At 61.9% G+C, this 23,558-nt stretch carries 23 protein-coding genes; 10 read left to right on the top strand and 13 right to left on the bottom strand.

The annotated features are described in order from the left end of the window. Window positions 1-75: 75 nt before the first annotated feature. Entirely contained in the window at window positions 76-1,824 is a 1,749-nt protein-coding gene (locus ACQY5P_RS07170) for an ATP-binding protein (protein WP_428410054.1), read from the top strand. A 43-nt stretch (window positions 1,825-1,867) separates the two neighbouring features. Beyond that, complete coding sequence (locus ACQY5P_RS07165; RefSeq protein ID WP_428410053.1) at window positions 1,868-2,200, top strand: DUF1491 family protein; 333 nt, start codon at window positions 1,868-1,870, stop codon at window positions 2,198-2,200. A 4-nt stretch (window positions 2,201-2,204) separates the two neighbouring features. Here ACQY5P_RS07165 and ACQY5P_RS07160 read toward each other — a convergent pair whose 3' ends face one another. After that, window positions 2,205-3,386, bottom strand: coding sequence for a DUF2336 domain-containing protein (locus ACQY5P_RS07160; protein WP_428410052.1), 1,182 nt, complete (start codon window positions 3,384-3,386; stop codon window positions 2,205-2,207). Between the two features lie 87 nt (window positions 3,387-3,473). Between ACQY5P_RS07160 and ACQY5P_RS07155 the strand changes: the two genes are divergently transcribed. Together ACQY5P_RS07155 and ACQY5P_RS07150 are read left to right on the top strand one after the other, a co-directional pair. Beyond that, window positions 3,474-4,214 carry an SH3 domain-containing protein gene (locus tag ACQY5P_RS07155; protein ID WP_428410051.1) on the top strand — a complete coding sequence of 247 codons (741 nt, stop codon included), beginning with the start codon at window positions 3,474-3,476 and terminating at the stop codon, window positions 4,212-4,214. A gap of 37 nt (window positions 4,215-4,251) precedes the next feature. Continuing rightward, window positions 4,252-5,178 carry a hypothetical protein gene (locus ACQY5P_RS07150; protein ID WP_428410050.1) on the top strand — a complete coding sequence of 309 codons (927 nt, stop codon included), beginning with the start codon at window positions 4,252-4,254 and terminating at the stop codon, window positions 5,176-5,178. Window positions 5,179-5,193: 15 nt separating this feature from the next. Here the strand turns inward: ACQY5P_RS07150 and ACQY5P_RS07145 are convergent, their stop codons facing one another. From ACQY5P_RS07145 to ACQY5P_RS07135, 3 genes are all read right to left on the bottom strand, one after another. Further along, window positions 5,194-5,403, bottom strand: a complete 210-nt coding sequence (locus tag ACQY5P_RS07145; protein WP_428410049.1) for a hypothetical protein — start codon at window positions 5,401-5,403, stop codon at window positions 5,194-5,196. 143 nt (window positions 5,404-5,546) lie between these two features. After that, window positions 5,547-6,779, bottom strand: a complete 1,233-nt coding sequence (gene nhaA / locus ACQY5P_RS07140; protein WP_428410048.1) for a Na+/H+ antiporter NhaA — start codon at window positions 6,777-6,779, stop codon at window positions 5,547-5,549. Next, a complete protein-coding gene (locus tag ACQY5P_RS07135; protein WP_428410047.1) occupies window positions 6,776-7,132 on the bottom strand; it encodes a hypothetical protein in 357 nt (118 codons plus the stop codon). Before ACQY5P_RS07135 ends, nhaA begins: the two co-directional genes overlap by 4 nt. Before the next feature lie 119 nt (window positions 7,133-7,251). Here ACQY5P_RS07135 and ACQY5P_RS07130 point away from each other — a divergent pair, with 119 nt between their 5' ends. After that, window positions 7,252-8,169, top strand: a complete 918-nt coding sequence (locus ACQY5P_RS07130) for a hydrogen peroxide-inducible genes activator (protein WP_428410046.1) — start codon at window positions 7,252-7,254, stop codon at window positions 8,167-8,169. Between the two features lie 281 nt (window positions 8,170-8,450). On the opposite strand, the gene ACQY5P_RS07125 is transcribed toward ACQY5P_RS07130, so the two are convergent. The 4 genes from ACQY5P_RS07125 to ACQY5P_RS07110 form a co-directional block, all read right to left on the bottom strand. Beyond that, on the bottom strand, window positions 8,451-8,840 hold the full coding sequence (locus tag ACQY5P_RS07125) for a VOC family protein (protein ID WP_428410045.1): 390 nt from the start codon (window positions 8,838-8,840) through the stop codon (window positions 8,451-8,453). Window positions 8,841-8,914: 74 nt separating this feature from the next. After that, the gene (locus ACQY5P_RS07120) at window positions 8,915-9,394 is read right to left on the bottom strand and encodes a YHS domain-containing (seleno)protein (RefSeq protein ID WP_428410044.1); all 480 of its coding nucleotides are present in this window, start codon (window positions 9,392-9,394) and stop codon (window positions 8,915-8,917) included. A 149-nt stretch (window positions 9,395-9,543) separates the two neighbouring features. Next, the gene (locus ACQY5P_RS07115; RefSeq protein ID WP_428410043.1) at window positions 9,544-10,473 is read right to left on the bottom strand and encodes a cupin domain-containing protein; all 930 of its coding nucleotides are present in this window, start codon (window positions 10,471-10,473) and stop codon (window positions 9,544-9,546) included. 172 nt (window positions 10,474-10,645) lie between these two features. After that, the gene (locus ACQY5P_RS07110) at window positions 10,646-11,671 is read right to left on the bottom strand and encodes a DUF6607 family protein (protein WP_428410042.1); all 1,026 of its coding nucleotides are present in this window, start codon (window positions 11,669-11,671) and stop codon (window positions 10,646-10,648) included. 244 nt (window positions 11,672-11,915) lie between these two features. Between ACQY5P_RS07110 and ACQY5P_RS07105 the strand changes: the two genes are divergently transcribed. The 3 genes from ACQY5P_RS07105 (at window position 11,916) to ACQY5P_RS07095 (ending at window position 14,982) form a co-directional block, all read left to right on the top strand. Next, window positions 11,916-14,072 (top strand): TonB-dependent receptor domain-containing protein, encoded by a 2,157-nt coding sequence (locus tag ACQY5P_RS07105; RefSeq protein WP_428410041.1) that lies wholly within the window; start codon window positions 11,916-11,918, stop codon window positions 14,070-14,072. Window positions 14,073-14,293: 221 nt separating this feature from the next. Further along, the gene (locus ACQY5P_RS07100) at window positions 14,294-14,485 is read left to right on the top strand and encodes a hypothetical protein (RefSeq protein WP_428410040.1); all 192 of its coding nucleotides are present in this window, start codon (window positions 14,294-14,296) and stop codon (window positions 14,483-14,485) included. Then, window positions 14,482-14,982, top strand: a complete 501-nt coding sequence (locus tag ACQY5P_RS07095; protein ID WP_428410039.1) for a hypothetical protein — start codon at window positions 14,482-14,484, stop codon at window positions 14,980-14,982. Before ACQY5P_RS07100 ends, ACQY5P_RS07095 begins: the two co-directional genes overlap by 4 nt. Before the next feature lie 30 nt (window positions 14,983-15,012). Here ACQY5P_RS07095 and ACQY5P_RS07090 read toward each other — a convergent pair whose 3' ends face one another. Further along, entirely contained in the window at window positions 15,013-15,327 is a 315-nt protein-coding gene (locus ACQY5P_RS07090) for a nuclear transport factor 2 family protein (protein WP_428410038.1), read from the bottom strand. A 104-nt stretch (window positions 15,328-15,431) separates the two neighbouring features. Between ACQY5P_RS07090 and ACQY5P_RS07085 the strand changes: the two genes are divergently transcribed. Continuing rightward, on the top strand, window positions 15,432-15,782 hold the full coding sequence (locus tag ACQY5P_RS07085) for a winged helix-turn-helix transcriptional regulator (protein ID WP_428410037.1): 351 nt from the start codon (window positions 15,432-15,434) through the stop codon (window positions 15,780-15,782). Between the two features lie 93 nt (window positions 15,783-15,875). Here ACQY5P_RS07085 and ACQY5P_RS07080 read toward each other — a convergent pair whose 3' ends face one another. Both ACQY5P_RS07080 and ACQY5P_RS07075 read right to left on the bottom strand, forming a co-directional pair. After that, complete coding sequence (locus ACQY5P_RS07080) at window positions 15,876-16,439, bottom strand: OsmC family protein (RefSeq protein WP_428410036.1); 564 nt, start codon at window positions 16,437-16,439, stop codon at window positions 15,876-15,878. A 33-nt stretch (window positions 16,440-16,472) separates the two neighbouring features. After that, window positions 16,473-17,414, bottom strand: a complete 942-nt coding sequence (locus tag ACQY5P_RS07075; protein WP_428410035.1) for a hypothetical protein — start codon at window positions 17,412-17,414, stop codon at window positions 16,473-16,475. A 668-nt stretch (window positions 17,415-18,082) separates the two neighbouring features. Here ACQY5P_RS07075 and ACQY5P_RS07070 point away from each other — a divergent pair. Next, the gene (locus ACQY5P_RS07070; RefSeq protein WP_428410034.1) at window positions 18,083-19,684 is read left to right on the top strand and encodes an alpha/beta fold hydrolase; all 1,602 of its coding nucleotides are present in this window, start codon (window positions 18,083-18,085) and stop codon (window positions 19,682-19,684) included. 204 nt (window positions 19,685-19,888) lie between these two features. On the opposite strand, the gene ACQY5P_RS07065 is transcribed toward ACQY5P_RS07070, so the two are convergent. After that, window positions 19,889-21,043 (bottom strand): alpha-hydroxy acid oxidase, encoded by a 1,155-nt coding sequence (locus ACQY5P_RS07065; protein ID WP_428410033.1) that lies wholly within the window; start codon window positions 21,041-21,043, stop codon window positions 19,889-19,891. A gap of 215 nt (window positions 21,044-21,258) precedes the next feature. Then, window positions 21,259-23,355 carry a transglycosylase domain-containing protein gene (locus ACQY5P_RS07060; protein WP_428410032.1) on the bottom strand — a complete coding sequence of 699 codons (2,097 nt, stop codon included), beginning with the start codon at window positions 23,353-23,355 and terminating at the stop codon, window positions 21,259-21,261. Window positions 23,356-23,558: the final 203 nt, after the last annotated feature.

The raw sequence follows: 23,558 nt of genomic DNA, 5'->3' as shown, positions 1-23,558 counted from the left end.
GGACGGCTTCATTCAATTTTTAACAATCCACCCGTTACATTATAGCGCCGAGAGGGCGGGAGAGACTGGTATCCGATGAAGGGCTGGGCTGAGGCTTACGAGCGCTATTTGCGCATTCCTGAAATGGAGCGCCCCGAACAGGCGGCGCGGATGCGCGCCGTCTGGATCATCGGCCTCACCGTCATTGCAACGCAGTTCGCCAACCACGCAGTCATGTGGGCGAATTACGGGCGTTGGACCTATGACCACACGGTGTCGGGAATCGCCATCCTGATCGTGCTCGCCTCGATGCAGCTCGTCAGGTGGTACAAGAATGAATTCTTTTACGCCTGGTTTTACACTTTTCTGATGATCGCTGCAGTGCTTGGCTCCGCCTTGCCGGACCGCGCCGGGATCAATTCCGCCATCGTGCCGTTTATGTCGCTCGGACCGGTAATGACCGGGTACATGGCGGGCCGCCGTGTCGCCATCGCCAATTGCATTGTCGTCTTGGCGACCTTGTGTTTCCTCTACTGGATTTCCATGAACAGCCCCGCGGCCATGTCGCCTTTCGACTACACGCGCGAGACCAATCGTCTCGCGCAGGGCGTCTTTGCCGTGATCATCTCTACGGGCATCGCCGTTCTCATCACGGAAAATCTTTATGGGATGCTGGGGGCGATGCGCGAAAACGTGACCCGCGCCCAACGCGCGGAAGCGGTGAAGTCGGAATTCCTCGCCACGATGAGCCACGAATTGCGAACGCCCCTGAATGGCGTCATCGGGCTTACCGACGCGCTGCTTGCTGGGTCGTTGCCCGCGCATGAGCGCAAGCTCACCGACACGATCCGCCAGTCGGGCGAGTCGCTTCTCCTCATTCTCAACGACCTTCTCGACTTGTCGAAGATCGAAGCCGGCAAGCTGACGATCGAGGCGCGGCCCACGGATCTCAGGGATCTCGTGCGTTTCGTCGCCGACAGCTGGCGCGAAACCGCCGCCGCCAAAGGCCTCACTGTCAGCGCCAATGTCACCGGCGAAATTCCGCCTATTGCCCTCGTCGACGATCTCAGGCTCCGGCAGATCCTGCAGAATCTTCTGTCCAACGGCGTCAAATTCACGAGCGAAGGCCATGTGGGCCTCCATCTTCACGGCATCAATCGCGGCGGCGGGCGCTATGCGCTCGAATTCCGCGTCGCCGATACGGGCAAGGGCATTCCCGACGATCAGGTTGCGCGCGTCTTCGACAAGTTCGAACAGGGCGAGCGCGGCACGACGCGGCAATTCGGCGGCACGGGTCTCGGTCTTCCCATCTGCCGCATGCTGGCGCAACTGATGGGCGGCGCTATCGGCGTCGAGCGCACGGGACCGGCAGGCTCGACCTTCCTGTTATCTCTCAAGGTCAATGAAGCCGACGCAGACGACACGAATAACGACGACCTTTACGATTCCGCGAGCGACCTTAAGGGGCTCCGCGTTCTCGTCGCCGAAGACAATGAGGTGAACCGCCTTGTCGTCAGCGAGTTCCTGAAAGCCTGGGGCGCCGAAGCCGACTTCGCTCATGACGGCGACGCCTGTCTCGAACGCCTCGGCGCGCGCGATTACGACATTGTTCTGATGGACAAGCACATGCCCGGCATGAGCGGCATGGAAACGGCGCAGGCGGTGCGCAAGCTGGACGGGCCCATGGCGCATGTGCCTATCGTCGCCGTCACCGCCGACGCCATGCCCGGCGAGCGCGAGGCGATGCTTGCGGCCGGCATGAATGAGTTCATCACCAAGCCCCTGCGCGCCGAAGCCCTGAAAGCGGTTATTCTGCGAACGCTGAGAGCCCGCGCTGCAGCCTAAACCCGCTTGACGGCGCGCGGCGCCCGCGCAATGCAGGGAATGCATGACCGAGCCCCGCGTCAAAACCGAAATCCGCGTTTCCGCGCAGGTGCGCCGCGCCCACAGCGCCGGCGCCTTTGCGACGATTGTCCGGCGCGGCGACGCCGATGCGGGCGCCGTGGCGGTCAAACTCTATCAGGGGCCGGGCGCGGTGAAGCTGTTCATCCAGAGCCGCGATCTAGACGGAAAAGCCGTGTGGCGCGAACCGTTCGAGGAAGACGATGGGCCCGATGTCGAAGCGAAGATCGACCGCTGGCTCGAAAAGGAAAGCTCCATCGATCCCGATCTCTGGATCGTCGAAATCGAAGACCGCGACGGCCGGACATTTTTGGACTAAAGGATCACCATCCCTTGGCGCGCTGGGTCAGCGTCAGAGGACTTTCATCGTCATCCTCGATGAAGCGCGCGAGGCGCGCGGCGCTCGCCGCCGCTTCGGTGCGCATGCGCCAGAAGCGCATCACGCGCTCCGCCGCATCGGGCGGCACTTTCATGTAGACGTCGAGAATCTTGAGGGCTTTCGATTCATCGCCGCCGCCTTTTCGGTAGGAGAACACGATTTTGGCGAAGGTCGGCTGTTCGAGCAGCGCGGCGCGGCTGGCGATGGCGAGGGACTCGAACGACACGTCGCCAAGAATGACTTGCGCCGTCGCGAGATCGACGCCGGCGAGATGCGCGAAGGCGTAGGGAAAGGCGGCGTGATATTTTTCCGCAAGCAGCGTCTTCAACAGCATCTCATCAACGGCGCCGGCTGCGATTTTCTCGGCGATGACGCGCAACACCATCGCGTCGCCGTCTCCGGTTTTCTTGTCCTCCGCCGCCTGCGCCGCATCGTCATAGACATTGCGCCGGTTCGCCGTCACGGCTTGTGCGACTAAGGAGGGATCGAGCATGTCGGAGCGCTGCAGGATCGCCTTTTTGAGGGTGGAGGGGACGTGGAAATAGAGCTGCGTCAAAAACAGCGGCGGCAGGTCGTAACGCTCCGTCATCGGCTCCTGAAGCGCGGGAAATTTGCGCGCTTTGGCCGTCATGGCGCCCATGGCTTCATGGCTGAACCGCGCGCCCTGGTTTTTCGCGAGCGCTATAAGCGCGTCTTCGCCGCCGTGTTGGGCGAGAGCGTCGGCGACGTCCGCCGCCACCTCGCGCCGCTTTGCGATCGCGATGTGATGGGCGTCGCCCTGCGCGGCGATGATCGAGATGAGATCGGCATCGCCGAGCGCGGATGAATGGCGCAGGAGCGGTTCCGCGACGGCGATGTCGTCACGGGCGAGCATGGCGATGAGGGTTCTGGGCGCGCGCTTGGCTTCCGCGAAGCGCGCGGCGAGATTGCGTTTAAGCGCGGGTTCGGCCTCGCGCGCCAGTTGTGCGAGAATGGCGTCAAGATGGCTGTGGGCTTTAGGCGTGAGGCTCGCGGCGTCGGTCAGAAGCACCTCGGCGAGCGCGCGCAAAAGGTTGCCTCGCGCCTCGGGGGAACCGTTGCGCGCCAGCTCCAATAGCTGCTTCAGCCGTGCTGCCGCCGCGGTCACCGTTCTCTCCCTCCACAATTCGCCGAGAGTGTGCAACAAAGGTAAAGAATGTGTCGCTTGAAACGGCGCGGCAAGGAGACAAAAACGATGATGTTTCGAAACTTCCGTACAATCCGATCGGCCGCATTTACGATAATCGTCGCTGCGTTGCTCGGCGCCTGTTCAAGCATGGGCTCGCTCGATCCTTTTTCCGGCAATAGCGTTAATTACGCTGCGGGAACGCCCGTCGACGGTCAATTGAACGATGCGGACAGGCAAGCGCTGGCCGCCGCCGTCGCGCGCGCGCTGGACACGGGCGAGGCGCAGAACTGGCGCGGGCGGCGCGCCGTCGGCTCCGTTGCGCCCGGCGGTTACGCGCTCGCCAACCTGAAAGCCGACCCCGCCGCGCGCATGGATGCGGCGCGGGGCGATCTCGATCTGGCGCATGTCGTTGAAACCGATCTCGGGCTTTATGTGCTGACGCGCAATTCGAATATCCGCACGGGGCCAAGCACGGATGCGAAAGCGATCGAGGTGCTGCCCTCCGGTTCCGGCGTCGAAGTCGTCGGCCGGGTGCGCGACAAGAACTGGATGCTGATTTCCGCGAACGGCGCCGTGCGCGGCTATGTCTTCGGGGATCTGCTGATCAAGGCGCCGGGGTCGGAGCTCGAGCTGGCGGGCGGCCCCATGCGCAAGCCCATCCTCTGCCGCAAGATTTCGCAGCGGATCAATATCTACTCCACGCGCTATGAAGGCGAGGGCGCGGCCTGCAATGACGGGACCGGCTGGCGGCCGGCGCGAGAGCCCTTGCCGGATGAAAACGCGCCGGAAGAGCTGATCGAGTTTTAGCGCTTTCCATCATTTCAAAACGGACAGGGGAGCCCGCATGGGAATTGAAGCAATAGACGCGAGGCTGGTCGCGTCGGCGGTTGCGGCCGGCCTGAAGCTCGACAGCGCCTGCACCCTCGGGCGGCAGAATCTTTTCTGCTCCTTCGAGGAGTTGCGGTCGATTGTAAAAGAGAGCGGCCTCGCGCCCGCCGATGTCACCGAAACGCCGTCGGTAAAAGGCCAGCGTTTTGCCGACGACCTCTTCCGTCTTCTCGGTGTGAAGGAGATCTGTTCCATGGACGTCTCCGATTATGAAGACGCATCCATCGTCCACGATCTCAACGCGCCCATCCCGCCCGAACTCGATCAGCGTTTCGACCTTGTTTATGACGGCGGCACGCTGGAGCATGTTTTCAATTATCCGGTGGGCCTTAAAAACGCGATGCGGATGGTCAAAGAGGGCGGCGCGCTGATGATCGCGACGCCGGCGAACAGCCTTTGCGGCCACGGATTTTATCAATTGTCGCCGGAGCTTTTCTTTCGCGCCCTGTCGCCGGAAAACGGATATCGCATCAAACGGATTTTCATGCCGCGCGACGGGCGTCTTTATCAGGTGCGCGATCCCATCGAGGTTCATGGGCGCGTCATGCTGATGGATGGGGCGCCGACATTTCTTTATGTCCACGCTGAGCGCATTGACGCTAGCGTTGAGATTTTTGCGCGTCCCCCGCAGCAGAGCGACTATGCGACAGCCTGGACAGAGGCGGAAGAAAAGAAGGAAAGCGAGCCGGGCGCCAATGACAGCCCGGTCAAAGCGTTTTTGCGCCGGAAGATGAACGGGGAGCAGATCGAAGCGGTGTCGCGTTTCCTGCAGCCTTTTCGTCAACGCCGCGCTGTGAAGAAGGCGCATAGCGATGCAAAGCTCGACAACCGGAACTTCTACACGCCGGTGAACATCACCGAGGGCCTTGCCGAGAAAGAATGAGGCGCAACCGGAGGCTCAGCCCGCCAGTGCGATGCGGCCTTCATGCAGATGCTGGATGAACGCATCGAGCGACAGGGTGAAAGCCCTTTTGTCCTGGCAATTGCAGAACCCGACACAGCCTTCGCGATGGTCGATGTCGTATTCGCCCCGGGGAAGAGCTTCCCCTGACGGCGCGGATCCGCAGCGGATCGCGTCCTTAATGATGGCTTTCGAATATGAGGCCATAAAACTCCGCCTTCTTGTCGACGCCCATATAGTGAACCCTTATGGCGCCCTATGGTTCAAATTGCGTTCACAATCTGGCGTCAAGTTTCATTATCGTCATAAATTTCGCGCCTCCGCGCTGTGACGGAAAACACAAGTCAGGTTCAACAGGCGGCGCAACGCCCGGAAGCGGGCGCGGCTGAGGACCTCTGCGCGCGCCGCGCAGCGAAGGGCAGGGGCCGGCCGGCGAAAAAGATCAGCGCACACCCGGTGAGACCGGAGACGAGCGAACCGGCCAAGACGCCAAGCCGCACATGGTTGAGCATCGTCGCATCGGAAAAGGCGAGGCCGCCGATAAAAAGGCTCATGGTGAAACCGATGCCGGTGAGCGCCGCAACGCCCGCCATATGCAGCCAGTTGACGCCTTTCGGCAGTTTCGCCCAGCCAAGACGCACCGCTATGGCGGCGGCGCCGAGCACGCCGAGCGGTTTGCCCACGCAAAGCCCCAGCGCAACGCCGATTGTCACCGGCGCAAACAGCGCCGAGGCGGTGAAATTCGTCAGCGACAGCCCGGCATTGGCGAAAGCAAAGAGCGGAAGCACCAGGAAGATCACCCACGGATGAAGGCCATGCTCAAGTTTTTTGAGCGGCGAAGCGTCGTTCGCGGTTTTGCCGTCCATGGGAATCATCAGCGCGGTGACGACGCCGGCGAGCGTCGCATGAACGCCCGATTTCAGGACAAACGCCCACACCAAGGCGCCGATGAAAATATAGGGCGAGGCGCGCTTGACGCCGGCAAGGTTCAGCGCAGCGAGGAGCGCGACGCCGGCGGTGGCGAATGCGAGCATTTCGACCGACAGGTCCGCCGTATAGAAAAGCGCGATAATGGCGATGGCGCCGAGATCGTCGATGATGGCGACGGCGAGCAAGAAGATCTTGAGGCTCGCCGGCGCGCCCATGCTGACGAGCGCCAGAAAGCCGAGCGCAAAGGCGATGTCTGTCGCCGCCGGGATCGCCCAGCCGCGCAGCGTCGCGGGATCGGCCCAGTTGAACGCCGCATAGATCAGCGCGGGAACGGCCATGCCGCCGATAGCGGCGAAAACGGGCAGCGCGGCCTTGTCGAGAGACGACAATTCCCCGCGCAGAATCTCGCGTTTGACTTCAAGGCCCACCAGAAAAAAGAAGGCGGCCATCAGCCCGTCATTGATCCATAAGAGAAGCGGTTTTTCGATGGCGAAGGCGCCGATCTGGACGGCCGCAGGCGTCGACAGGAACATGTCGTAATAGCGGCTCCACGCGCCGTTGCTCGCCAGCATGGCGAACAAGGCCGCCGCGATCAGAATCAGGCCGACGAGCGCGTCGCCGCGAAAAAGACGAAGAATATTCCGGGTTGTCATGATGCAATTTCTGAATGGGTTGAATCGGTTGATCTTGCGCGGGGCGCGTCTTTCCAACTGGTGATGGAGGCGAGGCGCCGGCGCAGGTCGCGCTCGAAAGGCTCGCGCGCGCCCGCCTCGCCGTGAAAGACGAAACGGCAAAGAATGCGGCGCGCGCCGTAGACGTCGTAAAAAGCCGGCGTCATTTCCGCGAGTTCGAACGGTCCCCAGTCGGTCTGATCTTCGACCGCTCGCCGCAAGGCGGCGCTATCGCCTTCCCACAAGGCGAGAAGGTCGAGAATGCGGGCCGCATCCTCCTCGCGGTGCGGGGCGTCCGGCGACCGGGAAAAGGCGCTCGAAGGGGCGTGGAACATGATCGGCGTCCTCCAATAACTGCGAAAAACGATGTGGGGCGCGCCGGGATATTGAAAAGGCCATCGATAATCATATTCTGATAGAAATTCCCTATGGACAAAATCCGGAGGCCGCCGTCATGATCACCCTGAAACAAATGGAATGCCTGCTGGCGGTGGAGGATGCGGCGCATTTCCGCCGGGCGGCGGAACGGCTCGGCATGACGCAGCCCTCTTTGAGCGTTCAGATTCAAAATCTCGAAACCGAACTGGGCCTGCGTCTCGCAGAGCGCAGCCGGTCCGGCGTCGTTCTGACCCCTGCCGGACGGGAGGTCGCGCAACGCGCGCGCCGCATCATGAACGAGGTCCAGGGCGTTTCAGATTTTGCAGCGGGCGCCCAGCAGGGACTTGCCGGCGTGTTGCGCCTCGGCTCAAAACCGACGCTTGGTCCTTATCTTCTGCCCCATGTGGTCGCCGCGCTGCATCGTTCTCACAAGGACCTCCGGCTTTATGTGCGCGAAAGCGAGCCGCGCTTTCTTGAAGACGAACTCGGCCGCGGTGTTCATGATATGGTGCTGACCCAGATTCCCACCGCCAGCAAGGAGCATGTGGCGGAGAAACTGTTCGACGAGCCGCTTTATCTGGCGCTGGCGCGCGATCACCCGCTGGCGAAGGAGAAAACCGTTTCCGTGGCGGCGCTGCGCGATGTCGATATTTTAAGCCTCAGTCCCGGCTATCATCTCTATGACCAGATCGCGTCGCTTTGCGATACGTTCGGCGCGCGGCTGGTGCGCGATTACGAAGGCACGAGCCTCGACGCCCTGCGGGTGATGGTGGGGATGGGCATGGGCGCCGCGTTCTTGCCGGCGCTTTACGTCCATTCCGAACTGACGGCGCGCAGCGAAGTGATCGTCCGCAAGGTAAAAGGCCGGACCATCACCCGCAGCGTCGGTCTTGTCTGGCGAAAAAGCGCCGGCCGGGGCGACGCCTATCGCGCCATCGCCGCCGTCATCCGCGAGGTCGCCGCCCGCCGGTTCAAGGACCTTTCGGTCTCCTGAGGGCCGCCTTCTTCAATAGAAAAAAACTATCACTGAAAAGGTTTTCGATCGCTTGTTGTTTCTGTATGGCGTCCGCACATGAAGGCCGCAACAACAAGTCGAAAAGGAGACCTTAAAATGTATCGCGCGGCGGCCACGAGTGTCATCGCCCTCTTGCTCACCGGTTACTTCAGCGCCATTGCAGCGTTTCTCTGATCCTCCATCCGAACTCCCCACAGAGAAACGCTTATTGCGGCTCCGCCTTTGCCCCCCTGGCGGAGCCGCTTTTTATTTTGGGGCGTCTACGCTGCAAAGCCGTTGAAAATAATCTCCAGCTTGTTGCCGTAAGGGTCGCGGACATAAGCGGTGTAGACGTCCGGATCGGGATAGCCCGGCCGCGGTCCCGGTTCGCCGGCGCATGCTCCGCCCTTGCCGATGGCGTAGGCATGAAAAGCATCGACAGTCCCGCGGCTGTTTGCGCGAAAGCTGATATGGACGCCGTTGCCGGCTGTCGGGGCGTTTCCGTCATAAGGTCGCATGATCAGAAAAACCGGGGCGTCCACGCCGTAAGCGGCGAGGGCGTCGTTCTGGACGAGATTCCTGGCGCCGAGAAGCGCGAGAAGACCGTCGTAAAATTCAGCGGCGTCCGCGACGGACGGCACGCCAATGCTCAGATGATCGATAAGGGTCATGGGTGATGCTCCGCTTGCCGCGGCGCGCCTACGGGAGAGAGTGGGGGAGGCGCGCCGCGGCCTGACAAGACAGGTTAAAGTTCGCGTGCGGCGGTGTGCTGGATTTTCGCCCAGTTTTTCTCCGCCTTGGCGATCACCCCGGTCTTGTCTTTCTGATACATGCGGAAGATGTCCTCATTGAGAAACACATAGAGCTTCCCATTGTGGACATCGGCATATTGCGGATCGCCGTCGAATTTCTTGGAGACCGAAACGCCGAAGGTGCAGAAGCCGCCATTCTGGGGCAGGTATTTTTCCGGCGCGCGTTTGAACGCATTCATATTGTTGCGGTTCTCGAAATAATAGGCGACGCCGTCATGGACGGCGGTAAAGGCCGCGCTTCCTTCGACGCGGTTGCCGATTTCGATAAAGGCGACCGGGTCGACGCCATGAAGGCCGAGCGGCGCCCCTGCGGCGGTCAGTCCCGGCGCAGCGTTGTTCTCGTCGGCGGCGAAAGCCGGGCTGGCGATGTTGGCGGCGGCCAGCATCAGGAGCGGTATAAGTTTCAAGTTCATGAGTTTCTCCGTTGATCTTGGGGCGGACGGTTCGTTCGGTCCGCGCTTCGTTGTTGAACGAAACCCATCTGCGGGTCCGGCGCGCCGTCCTCAAGATGCGCGCAGAAGATCGGGATTGTGCGCAAAGCCTTCGGGACGATCTGCAATATTCAGGAGGCGCGACCGCGGCGATATTGCGTCGGCGAGGCTCCAAATTTTGCTGTGAAGGCGCGGGTGAAAGCGGCAGGCGACAGATAGCCCGTCTGGGCGGCCGCCTGCTGCACGCTGCACCGGTCATTGTCGAGAAGGGCAAGCGCTTTTTGCAGACGCCATTCGCTTAAATAGGCGAGGGGGCTCATGCCGATGAGGCCGCGGAATTTCTCTGCATAACGGCTGCGCGACATGCCCGCTTCGGTCGCCAGGCTTTCAACGGTCCAGACTTCGTGCGGGCGCTGATGCATAAGCGTCAGCGTGCGCCCGATCTGTCTGTCGGAAAGCGCGGCGAGCACGGGCGCCATTTCCGGCGCCGCCTCCGCTCCGGCGCGCACCATTTCCATGAAAGCCGCCTCGGAAAACCGTGTCACCGCAGCGCCAGCCCCAGGTCCCGCCTCGAAGACGCGCCGCGTCAGAAGGCGCAGGATCTCATCGAGCCAGGGCGCGCGCATCCGCAAGGGCGCCGACAGGAGAAGATAATCCGGGAGCGCTCGCAGCAGCGGATGATCGGCGCCGTCGCGAAAGGCGAAATGGCCGCAGACCATTTGTGTTGGGGCGTTGTCGGCGCCGCCGCCGGCGATCAGAACGCCATTGCCGTCATAGCCTGCGTCCTGGAGCACCGTTTCGAGCGGGGGCGCGTCGTCTACCGGCTCGCAGGATAGAACATGCGTGCGACCGCCCGGAACAAGGATGAGATCCCCGGGACCGAGTTCGATGGCGGGGCCGGCGGCGACTTTTGCGAAAACCCGTCCTTCGACGACAAGATGAAAGCGGGCGGCGCCATCGAGATGCGGAACAGTCACCGCCCACGGCGCCGTGAATTGCGTGCGGAAATAGAGGACGCCTTTGAGAGCCAGCGTCGCAAGAATATCGTCGAGCACATCCATGGGCGAGGGCGTAGCCGCACGCCTGGCGCGCGGCCAATCACGACGGCGCAAGCGCGCGCAAATGTGAAAACGCCGCCCGCGGAACCGGTCGCTGCGCCTGACGGTCCCGCGGGCGGCGAGGCGCGGCGTTTCGGGAAGAACACCTGCCGCGCCATTCGCGATAAAGGTAGGTTTATTTGGCTTGCGCCAACCGCGCCTGAAGCGGCGCCGGGCGGGTGGTGACGAAGGAGGCGATCACGGCGCGGGCTTCGTCCGCCGCTTCGTCTGAGGATTTCTCGCCGTCCTTGACCGCCGCGGCGAGTTCGAGGATCGGCATGTAGACCGCTTCCGGCTCGCCCTGCACGGTGAGGCCGAAGCGCTGATTCTCATCCTCGATGCGGGTCCATTCGCCGCGAATTTCCGCCCAGAATTCCTCTGTCGCGGCCCAGTAATCGTCGCCAATGGCGATCTCGAAATCATCGAACTTCTTATAGGTGTTGATGGCGATTTCGCGGACGAGGGCGTGCGGCTCTCCGCCGGTGAGGACAAGTTTCGTGTTGTCCTGTTCATGCACCCAGCCGTCCGGCGTGATCGCATGACGGTTCACCGCATCGACGGCCTGATAGTCGTCGCGGGTCGTGGCGTCGCGGCGGGGCAGGGGGCGCCATTCATGGGGCGGCGTCCAGGCGGAAACGCCATTTTCATGACGCCATTCGCCGACGGCGCCGTAACGGGGCGCGTCGTCCACCTGATAAACAACCTGCGACCACTTGCCTTTGGTTTCGGCTTTGGAAAGCTCGCGCGTTTCCCATGTGTTGCCGCCGACAAAGACGAGGACGCTTTCCGGCTCGTAGCGCCAGTCCTGGCGCCAGTGCTTCACTGGGAACTTCTCGTCGCCGCCGACGACCAGAATATGCTGCAGGCTGATGAAATCGCCTTCGTCGGCGATGATGCGCACGATCTCGTCGCCGCCCGACAGCTTGCGGTCTTTCAGTTCGTAATCTTCGTCGAAGGACACGGTTTCGATGAAATCGAAGGTGACGTGATAATTCCCCGCCATGGCGAGGATCGCCTTCCGGTCAGCCTCGAAATCCGCATCGCGATGGCTTGCGGCGGCGGACTGCGCCGGCGAGGCGGTCTGCGCATTGGTGGCGGCGCAGGCGCCGAGCGCGAAGGCGGCAAGCCCGATGGCGGCGCCGGCGATGATTTTGATTCTCATGACTCTCTCTTCCCTTGTGATTCGGTGGGGAAAGGGAAAGCGGCGATACGCAACGACGGCCGCTTTCCCTTCATTTCCCCCTTCGCCCGGCCCCGGCCGGACTAAGGTCTCCATTTTCTTTGCATACTGCGAATGATTCTAAGTTGCAATCGCAATTGATGTCGACTAGAAACCGCAATTGAGAGTCATTCGCAATAAATTGTCAGGAGTTATGGGGATCATGAGAGAGACAGTCGGAATGAGGATGCGGGCAAAGAGGGCGGCGCTGTATGGGGCGGCGGCGATTTCCGGCCTGGCGGGGGCGGGGCTGATCGGGGGAATGGCGCAGGCGGCGGATATGGCGTCCGGCGACCTCGACGAGGTCACGGTCTATGCGACGCGCAACCCGATTGAGGCGTTCGATTATGCCGGTCAGGTGTCGGTCATCCCGAAAGACGTGATCGAGGATTTCAACCCGTCGACGCTGGCCGATATTTTCGACGCCGTGCCGGGCGCAGCCATTGGCGGCGGGCCCCGGCGTTCGGGCATGACGCCGGACGTGCGCGGGCTGTCGGGCGAGGGCGTCCTCATTCTCTTCGACGGCGCGCGCCAGAGCTATCTCTCCGGCCATGACGGGCGCTTCTTCGTCGATCCGGAACTCGTTCGCGCGGTTGAGGTGGTGCGGGGGCCCACATCCGCGCTTTACGGCTCCGGCGCGCTGGGCGGCGTGATCGCTGTACGGACGATTACCGCCGCGGACTTCCTCGAAGAGGGGGAGCGCGCCGGAGTCAAAGTCTCCTCCGGCTATCAGAGCGTCAATGATGAATGGCGCGTGGGCGCCACCGGGGTCTGGCGCAGCGAAGACGACAAGGTCGATGTGGTCGGTAACTTCACGCTTCGCAATTCCAGCGACATCGAACTCGGCAGCGGGCTGACGCTGGAAGCCGATGATGAAATCCTGTCTTCATTGTTGAAGACGACCTTCCGCCCCAATGAGGAATGGACATTGTCCGCGTCATGGATGCGCTATGGCGGGAACAGCGTCGATCCGAACAACCCGCAGGGAAACAACCCCGCGGGACCGGGCAACGGAAATGTCGACCGCGATATCGATTCGAACACCATTCAGGCGACGGCGAACTACAACCCGTCGACCAACCTGATCGACGCTAATCTCGTCGGGTATTTCACCAAGAACACCGTCACGGAAGATGAGATCGACACGACGCGCGTCGTCAGCCGCGAGGTGGAGACCTTCGGCGTCTCCCTCGACAACCGCTCACGTTTCGAGATGGGACCGGCCGCGCTGACTTTCACCTATGGCGGCGAGTTCTATCGCGACGAACAGGTCGGCCGCGACAACGTGACGGCGGACATGACCCGCGGCGGCGTCCCCGATGCGACCGCAAAATTCTACGGCGCCTTCGCGCAGGCAGAGCTGTCGGTCAAAGGGCCCGTGGGCGTTTTCACGCTTGTGCCCGGCGTCCGCTGGGACCGGTTCGAGAATGACGCCGTCGGCAATCCGTCAACCAGCGATGAAGCGGTGTCGCCGAAAGTCGGCGCCACCTGGAAGCCGGTTCCGCAACTTCTGTTCTTCGGCAACTGGTCGGAGGCGTTTCGCGCCCCGTCCTTCAACGAGATTTACGCCGACGACATTCACTTCCAGATCCCTAATCTTTCTGTGCCGGGACCGTTCGGTCCGTTCGGACCGCCGGCTTTCGTCACCAACTTTTTCATTCCGAACCCGGATCTCGTGCCGGAAGAATCGGAGACCTGGGAAGTCGGCGCCGGCCTCGATTTCGAAAACATTCTTTTCGACGGCGACAGCTTCATGGCGAAGGGGTCTTACTACCAGTCCGATGTAACGAACCTCATCGATCTCGAGGTGAACATTCCTTTCACCTGTTTCCTGACGCCCGATCAGTTATTCCCCGGCGCGCCGCCCTGCGGTTCCGGCGAAGCTTTCGGCAACTACTCGCGCAATGTGAACGTCACCAACGCCGAGCTCGACGGCGTCGAGGTCGAGGCGCAATACGACAACAGATATGTCTGGCTGCGCGGCAATGTTGCGACCATCGACGGCCGCGATGTCGATAATAACGACTATGTGGGTGTGCTAGCTCCCCGCATCATTTTCCTTGACGGCGGCGTGAAGTTTTTTGGCGGCGATGTCCGTCTCGGCGCGCGCGTCTCCATCGCGTCGGATTTCGACAAGGTGAACGACCCGACCAACGCCCGCGACGGCTACACGGTCGGCGATGTCTACGCCGTGTGGCAGCCGATGACCGGTTCGCTGAAGGGCCTGCGCGTCGACATCGGCGCCGACAACGTCACCGACGCCGATTACGAGGTGGTCGCCGCCGGCGTCAGCCAGCCGGGCCGCAATTTCAAGGCCGCGATCAGCTGGCGGCAAGGGTTTTGACGTGTGTGCACGTTCCGGAATTTCCCCTCTCCCGCTGGCGGGAGAGGGGGCAGGGGTGAGGGTGGCGCCGTAATGAAACGAAATGAGGTCTTTGTTCGCCGGCGATGCGGTCCACCCTCACCCGGCGAGCAAACCTTTCGGTTCACTCGCCACCCTCTCCCGCCAGCGGGAGAGGGTTATGGCGCCGCTTTCGTTATGGGCGACAAGAAAAGGAGGACGTCATGATCTGCAGTCACGCCGAAGACCGGAATCTTGTTTCCTGGCTCATCATGCAGGAGCGGGTCCTGCGATTATGGATAGAGGAAGCGCTCGCCGCCGCGCCGGCGGATGGGCGCTTCATCGCCGAGCTTGAAAATCATCACGACTGGCTCGCGGATCAGATCGTGCGCCTTCAGCAAAGGAACGCCGCATGAAAACGGCGACCTCGCTTTCCTTCGCGGCTCCCTTGTCGCTTTTGCTGTTCCTTGCGGGACTCGCGGCTCTTCTCTGGGCGTTCATGACCGGTGGGGCCATTGATCCGGAGAAGGGCCGCGAGGCAATGATCGCTGCCATCTGGAACCATGTGGGCTGGGGCGTGCTCGCTGCGCCGACCCTTATTCTCTATGCCGGATGGCGATTGCTCTCCGGCGCCGCGCCGCGCACAAGCATTATGGATATAGCCGCCATCGCCGTCTTGCTCGCGCTCTCAGCGGCGATTTTGTTTCTGATCGTCACCGGCCCGATCACCGTGTGGACTTACGGGTCGGCGCTGAAAGTGTTCGACTGGTTTGCGATACCGTCGCCCACAGGCAAGGCGCCTGAACTTCATTCCTTCGTGGAGCAGGCGCATGTTTTTGTCGCGCGCGCCGTCCCGTGGCTCGCCGCCGCCGATGTCGCGCTGTTCGCCGCGTCGCGCGTCGCCAAGAGATAAAGAATTCGCTGCCGCAAAGATCGAGCGCCATCACGCAATCTCCAGCCGGGAGATCAGATCTCCGGAAAGATCGAAGCGATAATCGAGCTGCACCGGGCTGCCTTTGAAACCCCCGCTGATGCGGCACGTCACGGTCGCCTGATTTCCTTCGTGCGTGGCCGACAGGATGTCCTGCCGGTAAGCGACCTTGGCGACATCTTCGCGCCATTTCACGATCTCCGCCCGCCCGCGGCGGGTTTGCTGCTCGTCCACCGCGACGCCGTTTTCGGTGAAGCAGTCGGCGATTTGGTCCGGGGTTCTGGCCGCGAGATAGCGCACAACGGGGAGGGGAAGCGTGTCGGTCATGACATAGGTCTCCGTTTTGAAATGGTGATGGGAGCCATATGCGGCTTGACTGAAAACGCGGCAAGAACGCACAATAAAGTTAGGCACTTACCTGAAAGTAAGCCATGGACGGTCAGCCCGATAAGCCGCACCAATATACGCGCGAAACCGCGACGGAAGGCGTTGAAACGGCGCTGCGAATGATCGATGGGCGCTGGAAGCTGGTGATTCTCTTTCATCTGTTCGGAGGACAAGTCCTGCGGTTCTCGGAACTGGAGCGGGCGATCCCCGACATCTCGCAGAAAATGCTGATCCAGCAGCTGCGCCAGATGGAAGTCGACGGCATGGTGCGGCGAACGATCTATCCCGAAGTCCCGCCGAAGGTGGAATATAGTCTTACAGAGTGGGGCCAGGCGCTGTGCCCCGCCTTGGATGCGCTGCTCACCTGGGTCGGCAATCGTCCGCCACCGGAATAACGCGCGGCGGCGGCCCAAATCGTCAGAAAATAAAAAGGGCCGCGCGATGCGGCCCTTTTCCTTCTCCCCCGGTTTCTCCCCCGAAAACCGGCGTCAGACCACCTGCAGGCGGTCGTTCATCGCGACCGCGCGGGTGATATTGTAGAAATTCGGCGACGTGGCGCGCACGGCGTTGTGAATGTCGACAAATTCCTCGGGCGTCGCGTCGCCGCTGATCCGCACCGTATAGGTGAGGCTCTCATATCCGGCCGCTGTGTTCTCATCGAGACCGAGAAATCCGCGAAGGTCGATGTCGCCTTCAATGTCGATTTCGAGACTATCCAAAGCGATTCCACGCAGCGCGCATTGGGCGACATAGCCGACCATCATGCAGGAATTGATCGCAGCGAGAAGATGCTCCTGCGGATTGGCGTATTTATTGGCGCCGCCAAGTTCTTCCGGCTCGTCGATGTCTATGGTGAATTCGCGGTTCACTTCCTCGCCGCCCATATGGAACGATGTCACTTTCGAGCGGTTGTGGGTGCGGCCTTGCCAAGCGGACGAGACCTTCCACTTCGTGCCGTTGTTTTCTGGGCCGGCTGCGGCGCTGGCGATCAGCGCTTTCACGTCGTCCACATTGAGGCCGTTGACGATTTCCGGTTTGGTTTTGTCGAGCATGGAAAAATCTCCTGTTGGTTTTTTTTGGTTTTGTTAGCAAAAGGCGGACGCGACAGAGGCGATCTTCTCGGCGCCGGCGGGCGTCAGTTTTCTTAAGGTTGCTGTCATCTGTGGATGAGTGAGGCCCGAGCCGAGAAACGTCCAACGCATGGCCTGATGCTGCACGCGCAGGAAATCCGCCCTGTCCTCGCCATTGAGCGTGCGGCCCGCGGCCCGTTCGAAGGTGGCAAGATCGAAAATCGTCTGCTGCTTCAACCCTTCGTCGAGGAACGCGCCGATTTCGAGATACTCACCGATCGCGGCGTCGATTTGATCCGTATCGCGCGGCTCGGCCAGCGCTTCGGTAATCAGCGTGTCGAGCTGCGCATGTTGCATCTCCTCCATCCAGTGATGTTTGAGGAGATTTTTGAATTGCGGATCGATATCGCGATTGTCGCGAACGCTTTCGGTGTAGTGGCCTTGCGTCATCCATTCGATGCCGAGAATGGCGAAGGAGACGGAGAGGGGATCGTGGCGCAGGACTTCCGCCGCGATTGTTTCGGCCGGACCGATGACTTCGCATTCATGACCGAAACCGGCGATGAACTCTTCGCGGAAGCGCTTGAAAAGGTGGATGTGCTTGGCTTCTTCGGCGGCGAAACCGAGAAGCGCGCGAATCTTGTAGTCGTCGCCGGATTTCAGCTGCGTCTCGATATGCTCCATGATGAAGGGAAGGATGAACTCCTCCACAAGTCCGAACATATAGAGATAGCCGTGGCCGCGGATCTGATTGAGAAGCCGCTGCTCCCGGTCCGACAGGAAGAAGAGACCGCTGACGCGGACGAGGTTTTCCGGCAGGAACGGTTTTGAAAAATCGAGCTTTTTGTCGCCGCCGATCAGGTCCTCGACGCGCCAGTCGATTTTTTCGGCGCGGGCGAGGATGCCTTGATAGGTGAGCGGGGCGTGGTGGGCGTTGTGATTAAACGGGGCGTTCATTCTTGTTCTCTCTTTTAGGATTTTCTGCGCCTTTGGGCTTTTCAGCCCGGCGCCCTGATTTCTCGCCGCCCCGCGCCTTGCTCTTCTCGGCGGTTTCGGCGCGGGGCGGCGGACGCGCCGGCAGGGCTCGCCGGCGCAGGAGCGCGGTCAGGTTCAAGCGATCGGGTTGATCGCCAGCCAGGACACGACAGCCGCCAGAACCATCAGGACGAGGTTGGCGATCGCTTCTTGGTGGAAATTCATGGGGCTCTCCTTTTTCTCTCTCCGGTCCGCCCGGTTTTTGTTTTGTTTCGGGACGGTCCGCCGTTGTCGCCTTTTTGGGGTCTCTTCATTTGGACGAGCGTGGAAAGGAGCGTTGAAAGCGCGTTCCCGCCCGTGGAAACGAAGCCCTCCGGGGGGCCTGGGGGAGGCGGGTCATGGACCAAAAACGGCGTCCCCGCATGTGCCCGCCGTCACAGCCCTGCGCGAAGACCGGCGCCAGGATTGCCGGCCGCGTGCGGAGTTTTCCACGGGCGCAGGCGTTTGGTGACATCGCCGCCCGCCTCAGCTAAGAAAACGCCGCTTTCGCGCGGTGTGTCGGGATGACGCCCTGTATTGAGGACCGTCGTCCATAATCCCGGACGACCGTCGCAAGCGCGGGGCCGCCCGTCAGTGTTCAAGGATTGAAAATGCCTGCGCCGACGCTCGCCATCGATCTCATAGGACCTATCGCCGTTCGCCGGAACGGCGAGCCCGTGGCGTTGCCCCAGTCGAAAAAGACGCGGGCGCTGCTCGCCTATCTCGCCTTGAACGAAGGGCCTCAGCGGCGCGAAAGGCTGTGCGAGATTTTCTGGCAGCTCCCTGACGACCCTCGCGGTTCGTTGCGCTGGGCGTTGTCGAAATTGCGCAGCGTCGTCAATGACGATGAGGTCGAGCGCATCAAGGCCAACAGGGAATATGTCTCCTTCGATGGGGCGGGCGTTTCCGTCGATCTCGCTGAATTGCATGAAGCGGCGGAGCGCGCCCTCGGAAGCGGCGACGCCGACGCCATGGAGCGTGTCGCGCTCGCCTTTGGCGGCGATCTGATGGACGATCTGGCGCTTGACGGCCAGCCGGAGTTCGAACAGTTCCGCCTCGCAGAAAGGGAACGCGCGCGGGTCGCTCGATTGAAATTGCTGCGCGCCCTAGCGGCGAAGCTCGATGGCGATCATGCGCGCCGCGCCGACCGGCTCTATGAACTCGTGGAGATCGAACCTTACGACGCCGATGCCCATGTGAAGCTCGTCGCGGCGCTTGCGCAGGCTGGACGAAGGGCGGAAGCCGAACGGCAGAAGGCGCTAAGTGAAAAAGCGCTGCGCGGCGTCGACGGCGCTGACCCGTCGCGGCTCGCTGCGGCCCTCTCCGCGAAACCGGCGCAGAAAAACTCTCCGCCGGCGCCGTCCCGCGCGCCGGCGCTGCGCCAGGATATCCGGTTCTGCAAAACCAAAGACGGCGTTCGCATCGCCTATGCGACCGCGGGCGAGGGCCCGCCGCTGGTCAAGGCCGCCAACTGGCTCAACCATCTCGAATATGACTGGCAAAGCCCGGTCTGGAATCATGTCTTCAGTTCGCTGACGTCGAAAGTGCGTCTTGTGCGTTATGACGCGCGCGGCAACGGGCTTTCGGACTGGAATGTCGACGATTTCGCCATCGAGCGTCAGGTCGACGACCTCGAAGCGGTGGTCGATGCGCTGCAGTTGAGGCGGTTTCCGCTGATCGGCATCTCCCAGGGGTGCGCCGTCTCGATCGTTTACGCGGCGCGCCATCCGGACCGGGTGACGAAGCTGGTGCTGATCGGCGGCTATGCGAAGGGCTGGCGCGTCGGCGGCACGCCGGAGCGCGTCAAACAGAATGAGGCGATGGTGACCTTGACCCGCGGCGGTTGGGGCCAGGACAACGCCGCCTTCCGCCAGCTTTTTACGTCGCTCTTCATGCCCGACGCGCCGCCCGAGAACCAGCAATGGTTCAACGAACTTCAGCGCAAGACGACCTCGCCGGAAAACGCCGCCAATCTTTTAAGCTCGCTCGGCAATGTGGATGTGACGGAGCATCTCGACAAGATAAAAGCGCCCGCTCTCGTGCTTCATGCGCGCGGCGATCTGCGCGTGCCTTTGGGCTCGGGGCGCGAACTTGCCGCCGCCATTCCCGATGCGCGCTTTCACATGCTGGAATCGAACAATCATTTGATGCCGGAAAACGATCCTGCCTGGCCCGTCTGCCGCGACGCGGTTGATGCGTTTCTGGCGGAGTAGTCGTAAGCGCTTTTTCCGGTCGACGAGAGTTAAGGTCTTGAGTCTTCCCCCTCCCGAAAGTGCTGACGCACTTTCGGCCTCCCCTCGAGGGGGAGGTTAAGCGTTGCGTTTGCCGTGAGTTCACCTCCCCCTTGAGGGGAGGTCAAAACTGCGAAGCAGTTTTGGGTGGGGGTATCTTTAATCTTCAATATAACTCAATGCACTCTACCGCCAGCGCAACATGTCGCGATTGAGGGCGGCGATGGTTTTCACGCCTGCGAGTTTCATGTCGCGTTCGATTTCGGTTTTGAGATTGCCGAGCGCGCGTTCGACGCCGGGCTGGCCCGCGGCGGCGAGGGCGTAAAGATACATGCGTCCGCCGGAACACGCCTTTGCCCCCGCGGCGATGGCTTTCAGGACATGCGTTCCGCGGCGAATGCCGCCGTCGCAGATGATGTCGATCTTGTCGCCGACAGCGTCGGCGAGTTCGGCGATCTGGTCGAAGGGCGCGCGGGAGCCGTCGAGCTGACGCCCGCCATGGTTCGACACCATGATCGCGTCGGCGCCGATATCGACGGCGCGGCGCGCATCCTCGACGCTCATCACGCCCTTAAGGCAGAAAGACCCGCCCCATTTCGCGCGCAACGCTTCCGCATCTTTCCAGTTCATGGACTGGTCGAGCATGGTCGCAAAATAATCGCCGATGGAAATCGAAACATTGGAGCCTTCCTTGATGTAATCTTTCAGCTCCGACAGCTCGAACCCGCCGCTCAGGAAATAATTCAGCGCCCAGGACGGATGCGCGGCGAAACTCGCCAGGCTTTTCAGGGTGAGCCGCGGCGGCGAGGTGAAACCGGTGCGAAGGTCGCGTTCCCGGTTGCCGCCGGTGATCGTGTCAACCGTCAAGGCCAGCGTCTCGAACTTCGCGGCTTGCGCCTTTTGCACCATGGCGTCGTTGAGGCCGCGGTCTTTATGAAAATAGAACTGGAACATCTTCGGCGTGGAGATGAGGTCGCCGATTTCCTTCAGGCTCACGGTGCCGAGGGAGGAGACGCCGAACATGGTCCCGTATTTCTGCGCCGCCAAAGCGACGGCGCGCTCTCCGTCGGGGTGAAAAAGTCTTTGCAAGGCGGTGGGCGAACAGAAGACCGGCATCGCCAGTTTCTGCCCCATCACCGTCACGGACATGTCGACCTCTTCGACGCCCGCCAGGACGTTGGGGACAAGGTCGCAATCCTCGAAAGCAGCCGTGTTGCGGCGATAGGTGACTTCGTCGTCCGCGGCGCCGTCGATATAGTTGAAGATCGGACCGGGCAGGCGCTGTTTCGCGAGCAGACGGAAGTCAGCGACGTTGGAGCAGGATTTCAGGGTGCGGAACATTTCTCTCTTCGTTTGACGACACTCTGTCATAGCAGCCTTCGTCAGCGGTTGAGAATATAATTCACATATCAGTCGTCATCCCGGGCGCCGTGCAGCGATTTATCGCTGCGCTGCAGACCCGGGATCGCTATCGTTCACATGTTTTCGAAAGGTCCCGGATCTGCGCAGCAGCATTTCATGCTGCAGCGCGTCCGGGATGACGGCGGCGCAGACCGTTACCGCCTATACCGCCGCGCATTGCCGTCGCGCTCGACGCGGGCAAGACCGCGCGAGACATCCCGGTAGAAATTGAGGAGAACGGGCTCGGCGGCGTAGGAGACAGCCGGATAGGCGCCGTCGAGGGAGAGGAGCGGCAGGCCCTGATGCGCGGAGGTCATGAACTCTTTCCAGATCGCAGCGGGGATCGTGCCGCCGGTGACTTTCTCCATGGGCGTGTAGGCGTCATTGCCGACCCAGACGCCGGCGATCAGTTGCGGCGTGTAGCCGACGAACCAGGCGTCGCGCCAGTCGTTCGTCGTGCCGGTCTTGCCCGCCGCCTGACGCGCGCCGAGCCGGGCCCGCGCGCCGGTGCCGTTCAGCATCACCTGATAGAGAAGGTGGTTCATCTTCTTCGAGACATCGGCGGTCATGACACGCTGCGGATCGCCGCCGGGATGCATGTAAAGAATTTCGCCGCCGCGCGTTTCGATGGAATCGATGGCGTAGGGCTCGGGCGCTAGGCCGCCGCGCGCGAAGGGGATATAGGCGCCGACAAGTTCCTCGAGCGTCACATCGACGGCCCCTAGCGCGATGGAGCGGTGCGGCGCGATCTCCGATTTGATGCCGAGACGTTTGGCGGCTTCGGCGACCTTGCCGCGGCCGATGCGCTCCGTCACCTGCACGGCGACCGTGTTGATGGATTTGGCGACCGCTTCGGTAAGGCGCACGCGGCCCGCATAACCCGGCGTGTAGTTCGTCGGCTGCCAGCCGGCGATGTCGATGGGCTGGTCGATGAAGCTCGAATTGGGCGTCAGGCCCGCCTCCATCGCAGCGACATAAACGAAGGGCTTGAAGGCCGATCCCGGCTGGCGCTTCGCCTGCACGGCGCGGTTGAACTGGCTTTCCTTGTAATCGCGCCCGCCGACCATGGCGCGAAGCGCGCCCGATTGATCGTAGGCGACGAGCGCCGCCTGATCGGCGCCTTTCATGCGCGCTTCGATCGTCATCGCGGATTTCACCGCGGCTTCGGCGTCGCGTTGCAGTTTCTGATCGATGGTGGTCCGGACGATGATGTCGCCGGTGGCGTTGGGCGCCAGCTCTTTCGCCTGCGCCGCCACATAGTCGAAGAAATAGCCAAGGCCCGAATCGATATTCTGTTTGCTGATTTTCGGCGGATTCAAGCGCGCCTCGCGCGCGGCGAACGGATCGACGGCTCCGATTTCGAGAAGATTGTCGAGCACTTCGCCCGCGCGGCGCTGCGCCCCTTGCGGGTTCTGCGTCGGCGCATAGGTCGAGGGCGCTTTCGGAAGCCCTGCGAGCATCGCCGCTTCGGCAAGCGTCACATCGCGCGCGGATTTGCCGAAATAAGTCTGCGCGGCCGATTCGACGCCATAGGCGCCGGCGCCGAGATAGATCCGGTTCAAATAGAGCGAAAGGATTTCGTCCTTGGTGTAATGGCCTTCGATCCAGAGGGCGAGGAGGGCCTCGCGGGCCTTGCGCTCATAGGTCTGGCGCGGCGACAAGAACAAATTCTTCGCAAGCTGCTGCGTGATGGTCGAGCCGCCCTCGACCACGGTTCCGGCTTTGGTGTTGGCGACGGCGGCGCGCAGGGTGCCGCGCAGATCGACGCCGCCATGATCGTAAAATCGCCGGTCTTCGGTGGAAAGAATCGCCTTGATGAGATGATCGGGCAACTCGCCCGGGTCCACATGCTCGCCGTAACGGGCGCCGCGCGCCGCGATCTCCTCGCCATTGCGGTCGAAGACGATGATCGCCGCCTGACGGTTGACGTTCCAGAGGTCCGCGTCTTCGGGAACCTGCGGCGCGAGATAGATGAAGGCGAGGCCGAGCGCAAAAGCCGCGCCGAGAAAACCGAGGGAGATGACGGAGAGCGCAAGCGAGCCCCAGAGATTGCGCCATGCTTTGCCGTCGCCGGGCGCCTTTGGATATTTGGACTTTTCGGGGTAGGGCTCCTTGGCCTTAGGCGGCGCGGCCGAAAACCCGAAAAGCTTCAGGAAGTCGCGGTGAAAGGCTTCCGCGCCGCGCTTCATATCGGCGAGGAGACCGGCGATCACAGCGGAAAGACCGCTTTTATCGTACTGCTTTTTCGCCATGCCCGTTCGCTATCGTCCCAATGCTGACCCCTCGTGAAGGTCATGCAAGCCCCATGCTGAATGGCCTTATACCGGCCCGCCGCCTGATCTTGCAAACAGCGCGGCGAGACGCGGGAGTCAGTGCCCCGTAAAGCGGGCGAAAGAAGGGCGCAAGCCGGGAGTTTAAAGGGCGCCGCCAGCCTTCCGTGACAAATGCGCAAGGT

Source organism: Hyphococcus sp. (genome assembly GCF_965267305.1).
Lineage (GTDB): Bacteria > Pseudomonadota > Alphaproteobacteria > Caulobacterales > Parvularculaceae > Hyphococcus.
Note: the sequence above shows the minus strand (reverse complement) of the source record. Positions and strands in the feature narration are given on the sequence as shown.

Excerpts from the sequence above, each read along its gene's own strand:
- ACQY5P_RS07075 (WP_428410035.1), bottom strand. The coding sequence starts at position 17,414 with ATGAACGCCCCGTTTAATCACAACGCCCACCACGCCCCGCTCACCTAT.
- ACQY5P_RS07080 (WP_428410036.1), bottom strand. The coding sequence starts at position 16,439 with ATGCTCGACAAAACCAAACCGGAAATCGTCAACGGCCTCAATGTGGAC.
- ACQY5P_RS07100 (WP_428410040.1), top strand. The coding sequence starts at position 14,294 with ATGATCTGCAGTCACGCCGAAGACCGGAATCTTGTTTCCTGGCTCATC.
- ACQY5P_RS07155 (WP_428410051.1), top strand. The coding sequence starts at position 3,474 with ATGATGTTTCGAAACTTCCGTACAATCCGATCGGCCGCATTTACGATA.
- ACQY5P_RS07125 (WP_428410045.1), bottom strand. The coding sequence starts at position 8,840 with ATGACCCTTATCGATCATCTGAGCATTGGCGTGCCGTCCGTCGCGGAC.
- ACQY5P_RS07170 (WP_428410054.1), top strand. The coding sequence starts at position 76 with ATGAAGGGCTGGGCTGAGGCTTACGAGCGCTATTTGCGCATTCCTGAA.
- ACQY5P_RS07165 (WP_428410053.1), top strand. The coding sequence starts at position 1,868 with ATGACCGAGCCCCGCGTCAAAACCGAAATCCGCGTTTCCGCGCAGGTG.
- ACQY5P_RS07145 (WP_428410049.1), bottom strand. The coding sequence starts at position 5,403 with ATGGCCTCATATTCGAAAGCCATCATTAAGGACGCGATCCGCTGCGGA.
- ACQY5P_RS07120 (WP_428410044.1), bottom strand. The coding sequence starts at position 9,394 with ATGAACTTGAAACTTATACCGCTCCTGATGCTGGCCGCCGCCAACATC.
- ACQY5P_RS07115 (WP_428410043.1), bottom strand. The coding sequence starts at position 10,473 with ATGGATGTGCTCGACGATATTCTTGCGACGCTGGCTCTCAAAGGCGTC.
- ACQY5P_RS07085 (WP_428410037.1), top strand. The coding sequence starts at position 15,432 with ATGGACGGTCAGCCCGATAAGCCGCACCAATATACGCGCGAAACCGCG.
- ACQY5P_RS07135 (WP_428410047.1), bottom strand. The coding sequence starts at position 7,132 with ATGTTCCACGCCCCTTCGAGCGCCTTTTCCCGGTCGCCGGACGCCCCG.
- ACQY5P_RS07090 (WP_428410038.1), bottom strand. The coding sequence starts at position 15,327 with ATGACCGACACGCTTCCCCTCCCCGTTGTGCGCTATCTCGCGGCCAGA.
- nhaA (WP_428410048.1), bottom strand. The coding sequence starts at position 6,779 with ATGACAACCCGGAATATTCTTCGTCTTTTTCGCGGCGACGCGCTCGTC.
- ACQY5P_RS07105 (WP_428410041.1), top strand. The coding sequence starts at position 11,916 with ATGCGGGCAAAGAGGGCGGCGCTGTATGGGGCGGCGGCGATTTCCGGC.
- ACQY5P_RS07150 (WP_428410050.1), top strand. The coding sequence starts at position 4,252 with ATGGGAATTGAAGCAATAGACGCGAGGCTGGTCGCGTCGGCGGTTGCG.
- ACQY5P_RS07110 (WP_428410042.1), bottom strand. The coding sequence starts at position 11,671 with ATGAGAATCAAAATCATCGCCGGCGCCGCCATCGGGCTTGCCGCCTTC.
- ACQY5P_RS07070 (WP_428410034.1), top strand. The coding sequence starts at position 18,083 with ATGCCTGCGCCGACGCTCGCCATCGATCTCATAGGACCTATCGCCGTT.
- ACQY5P_RS07065 (WP_428410033.1), bottom strand. The coding sequence starts at position 21,043 with ATGTTCCGCACCCTGAAATCCTGCTCCAACGTCGCTGACTTCCGTCTG.
- ACQY5P_RS07060 (WP_428410032.1), bottom strand. The coding sequence starts at position 23,355 with ATGGCGAAAAAGCAGTACGATAAAAGCGGTCTTTCCGCTGTGATCGCC.
- ACQY5P_RS07130 (WP_428410046.1), top strand. The coding sequence starts at position 7,252 with ATGATCACCCTGAAACAAATGGAATGCCTGCTGGCGGTGGAGGATGCG.
- ACQY5P_RS07095 (WP_428410039.1), top strand. The coding sequence starts at position 14,482 with ATGAAAACGGCGACCTCGCTTTCCTTCGCGGCTCCCTTGTCGCTTTTG.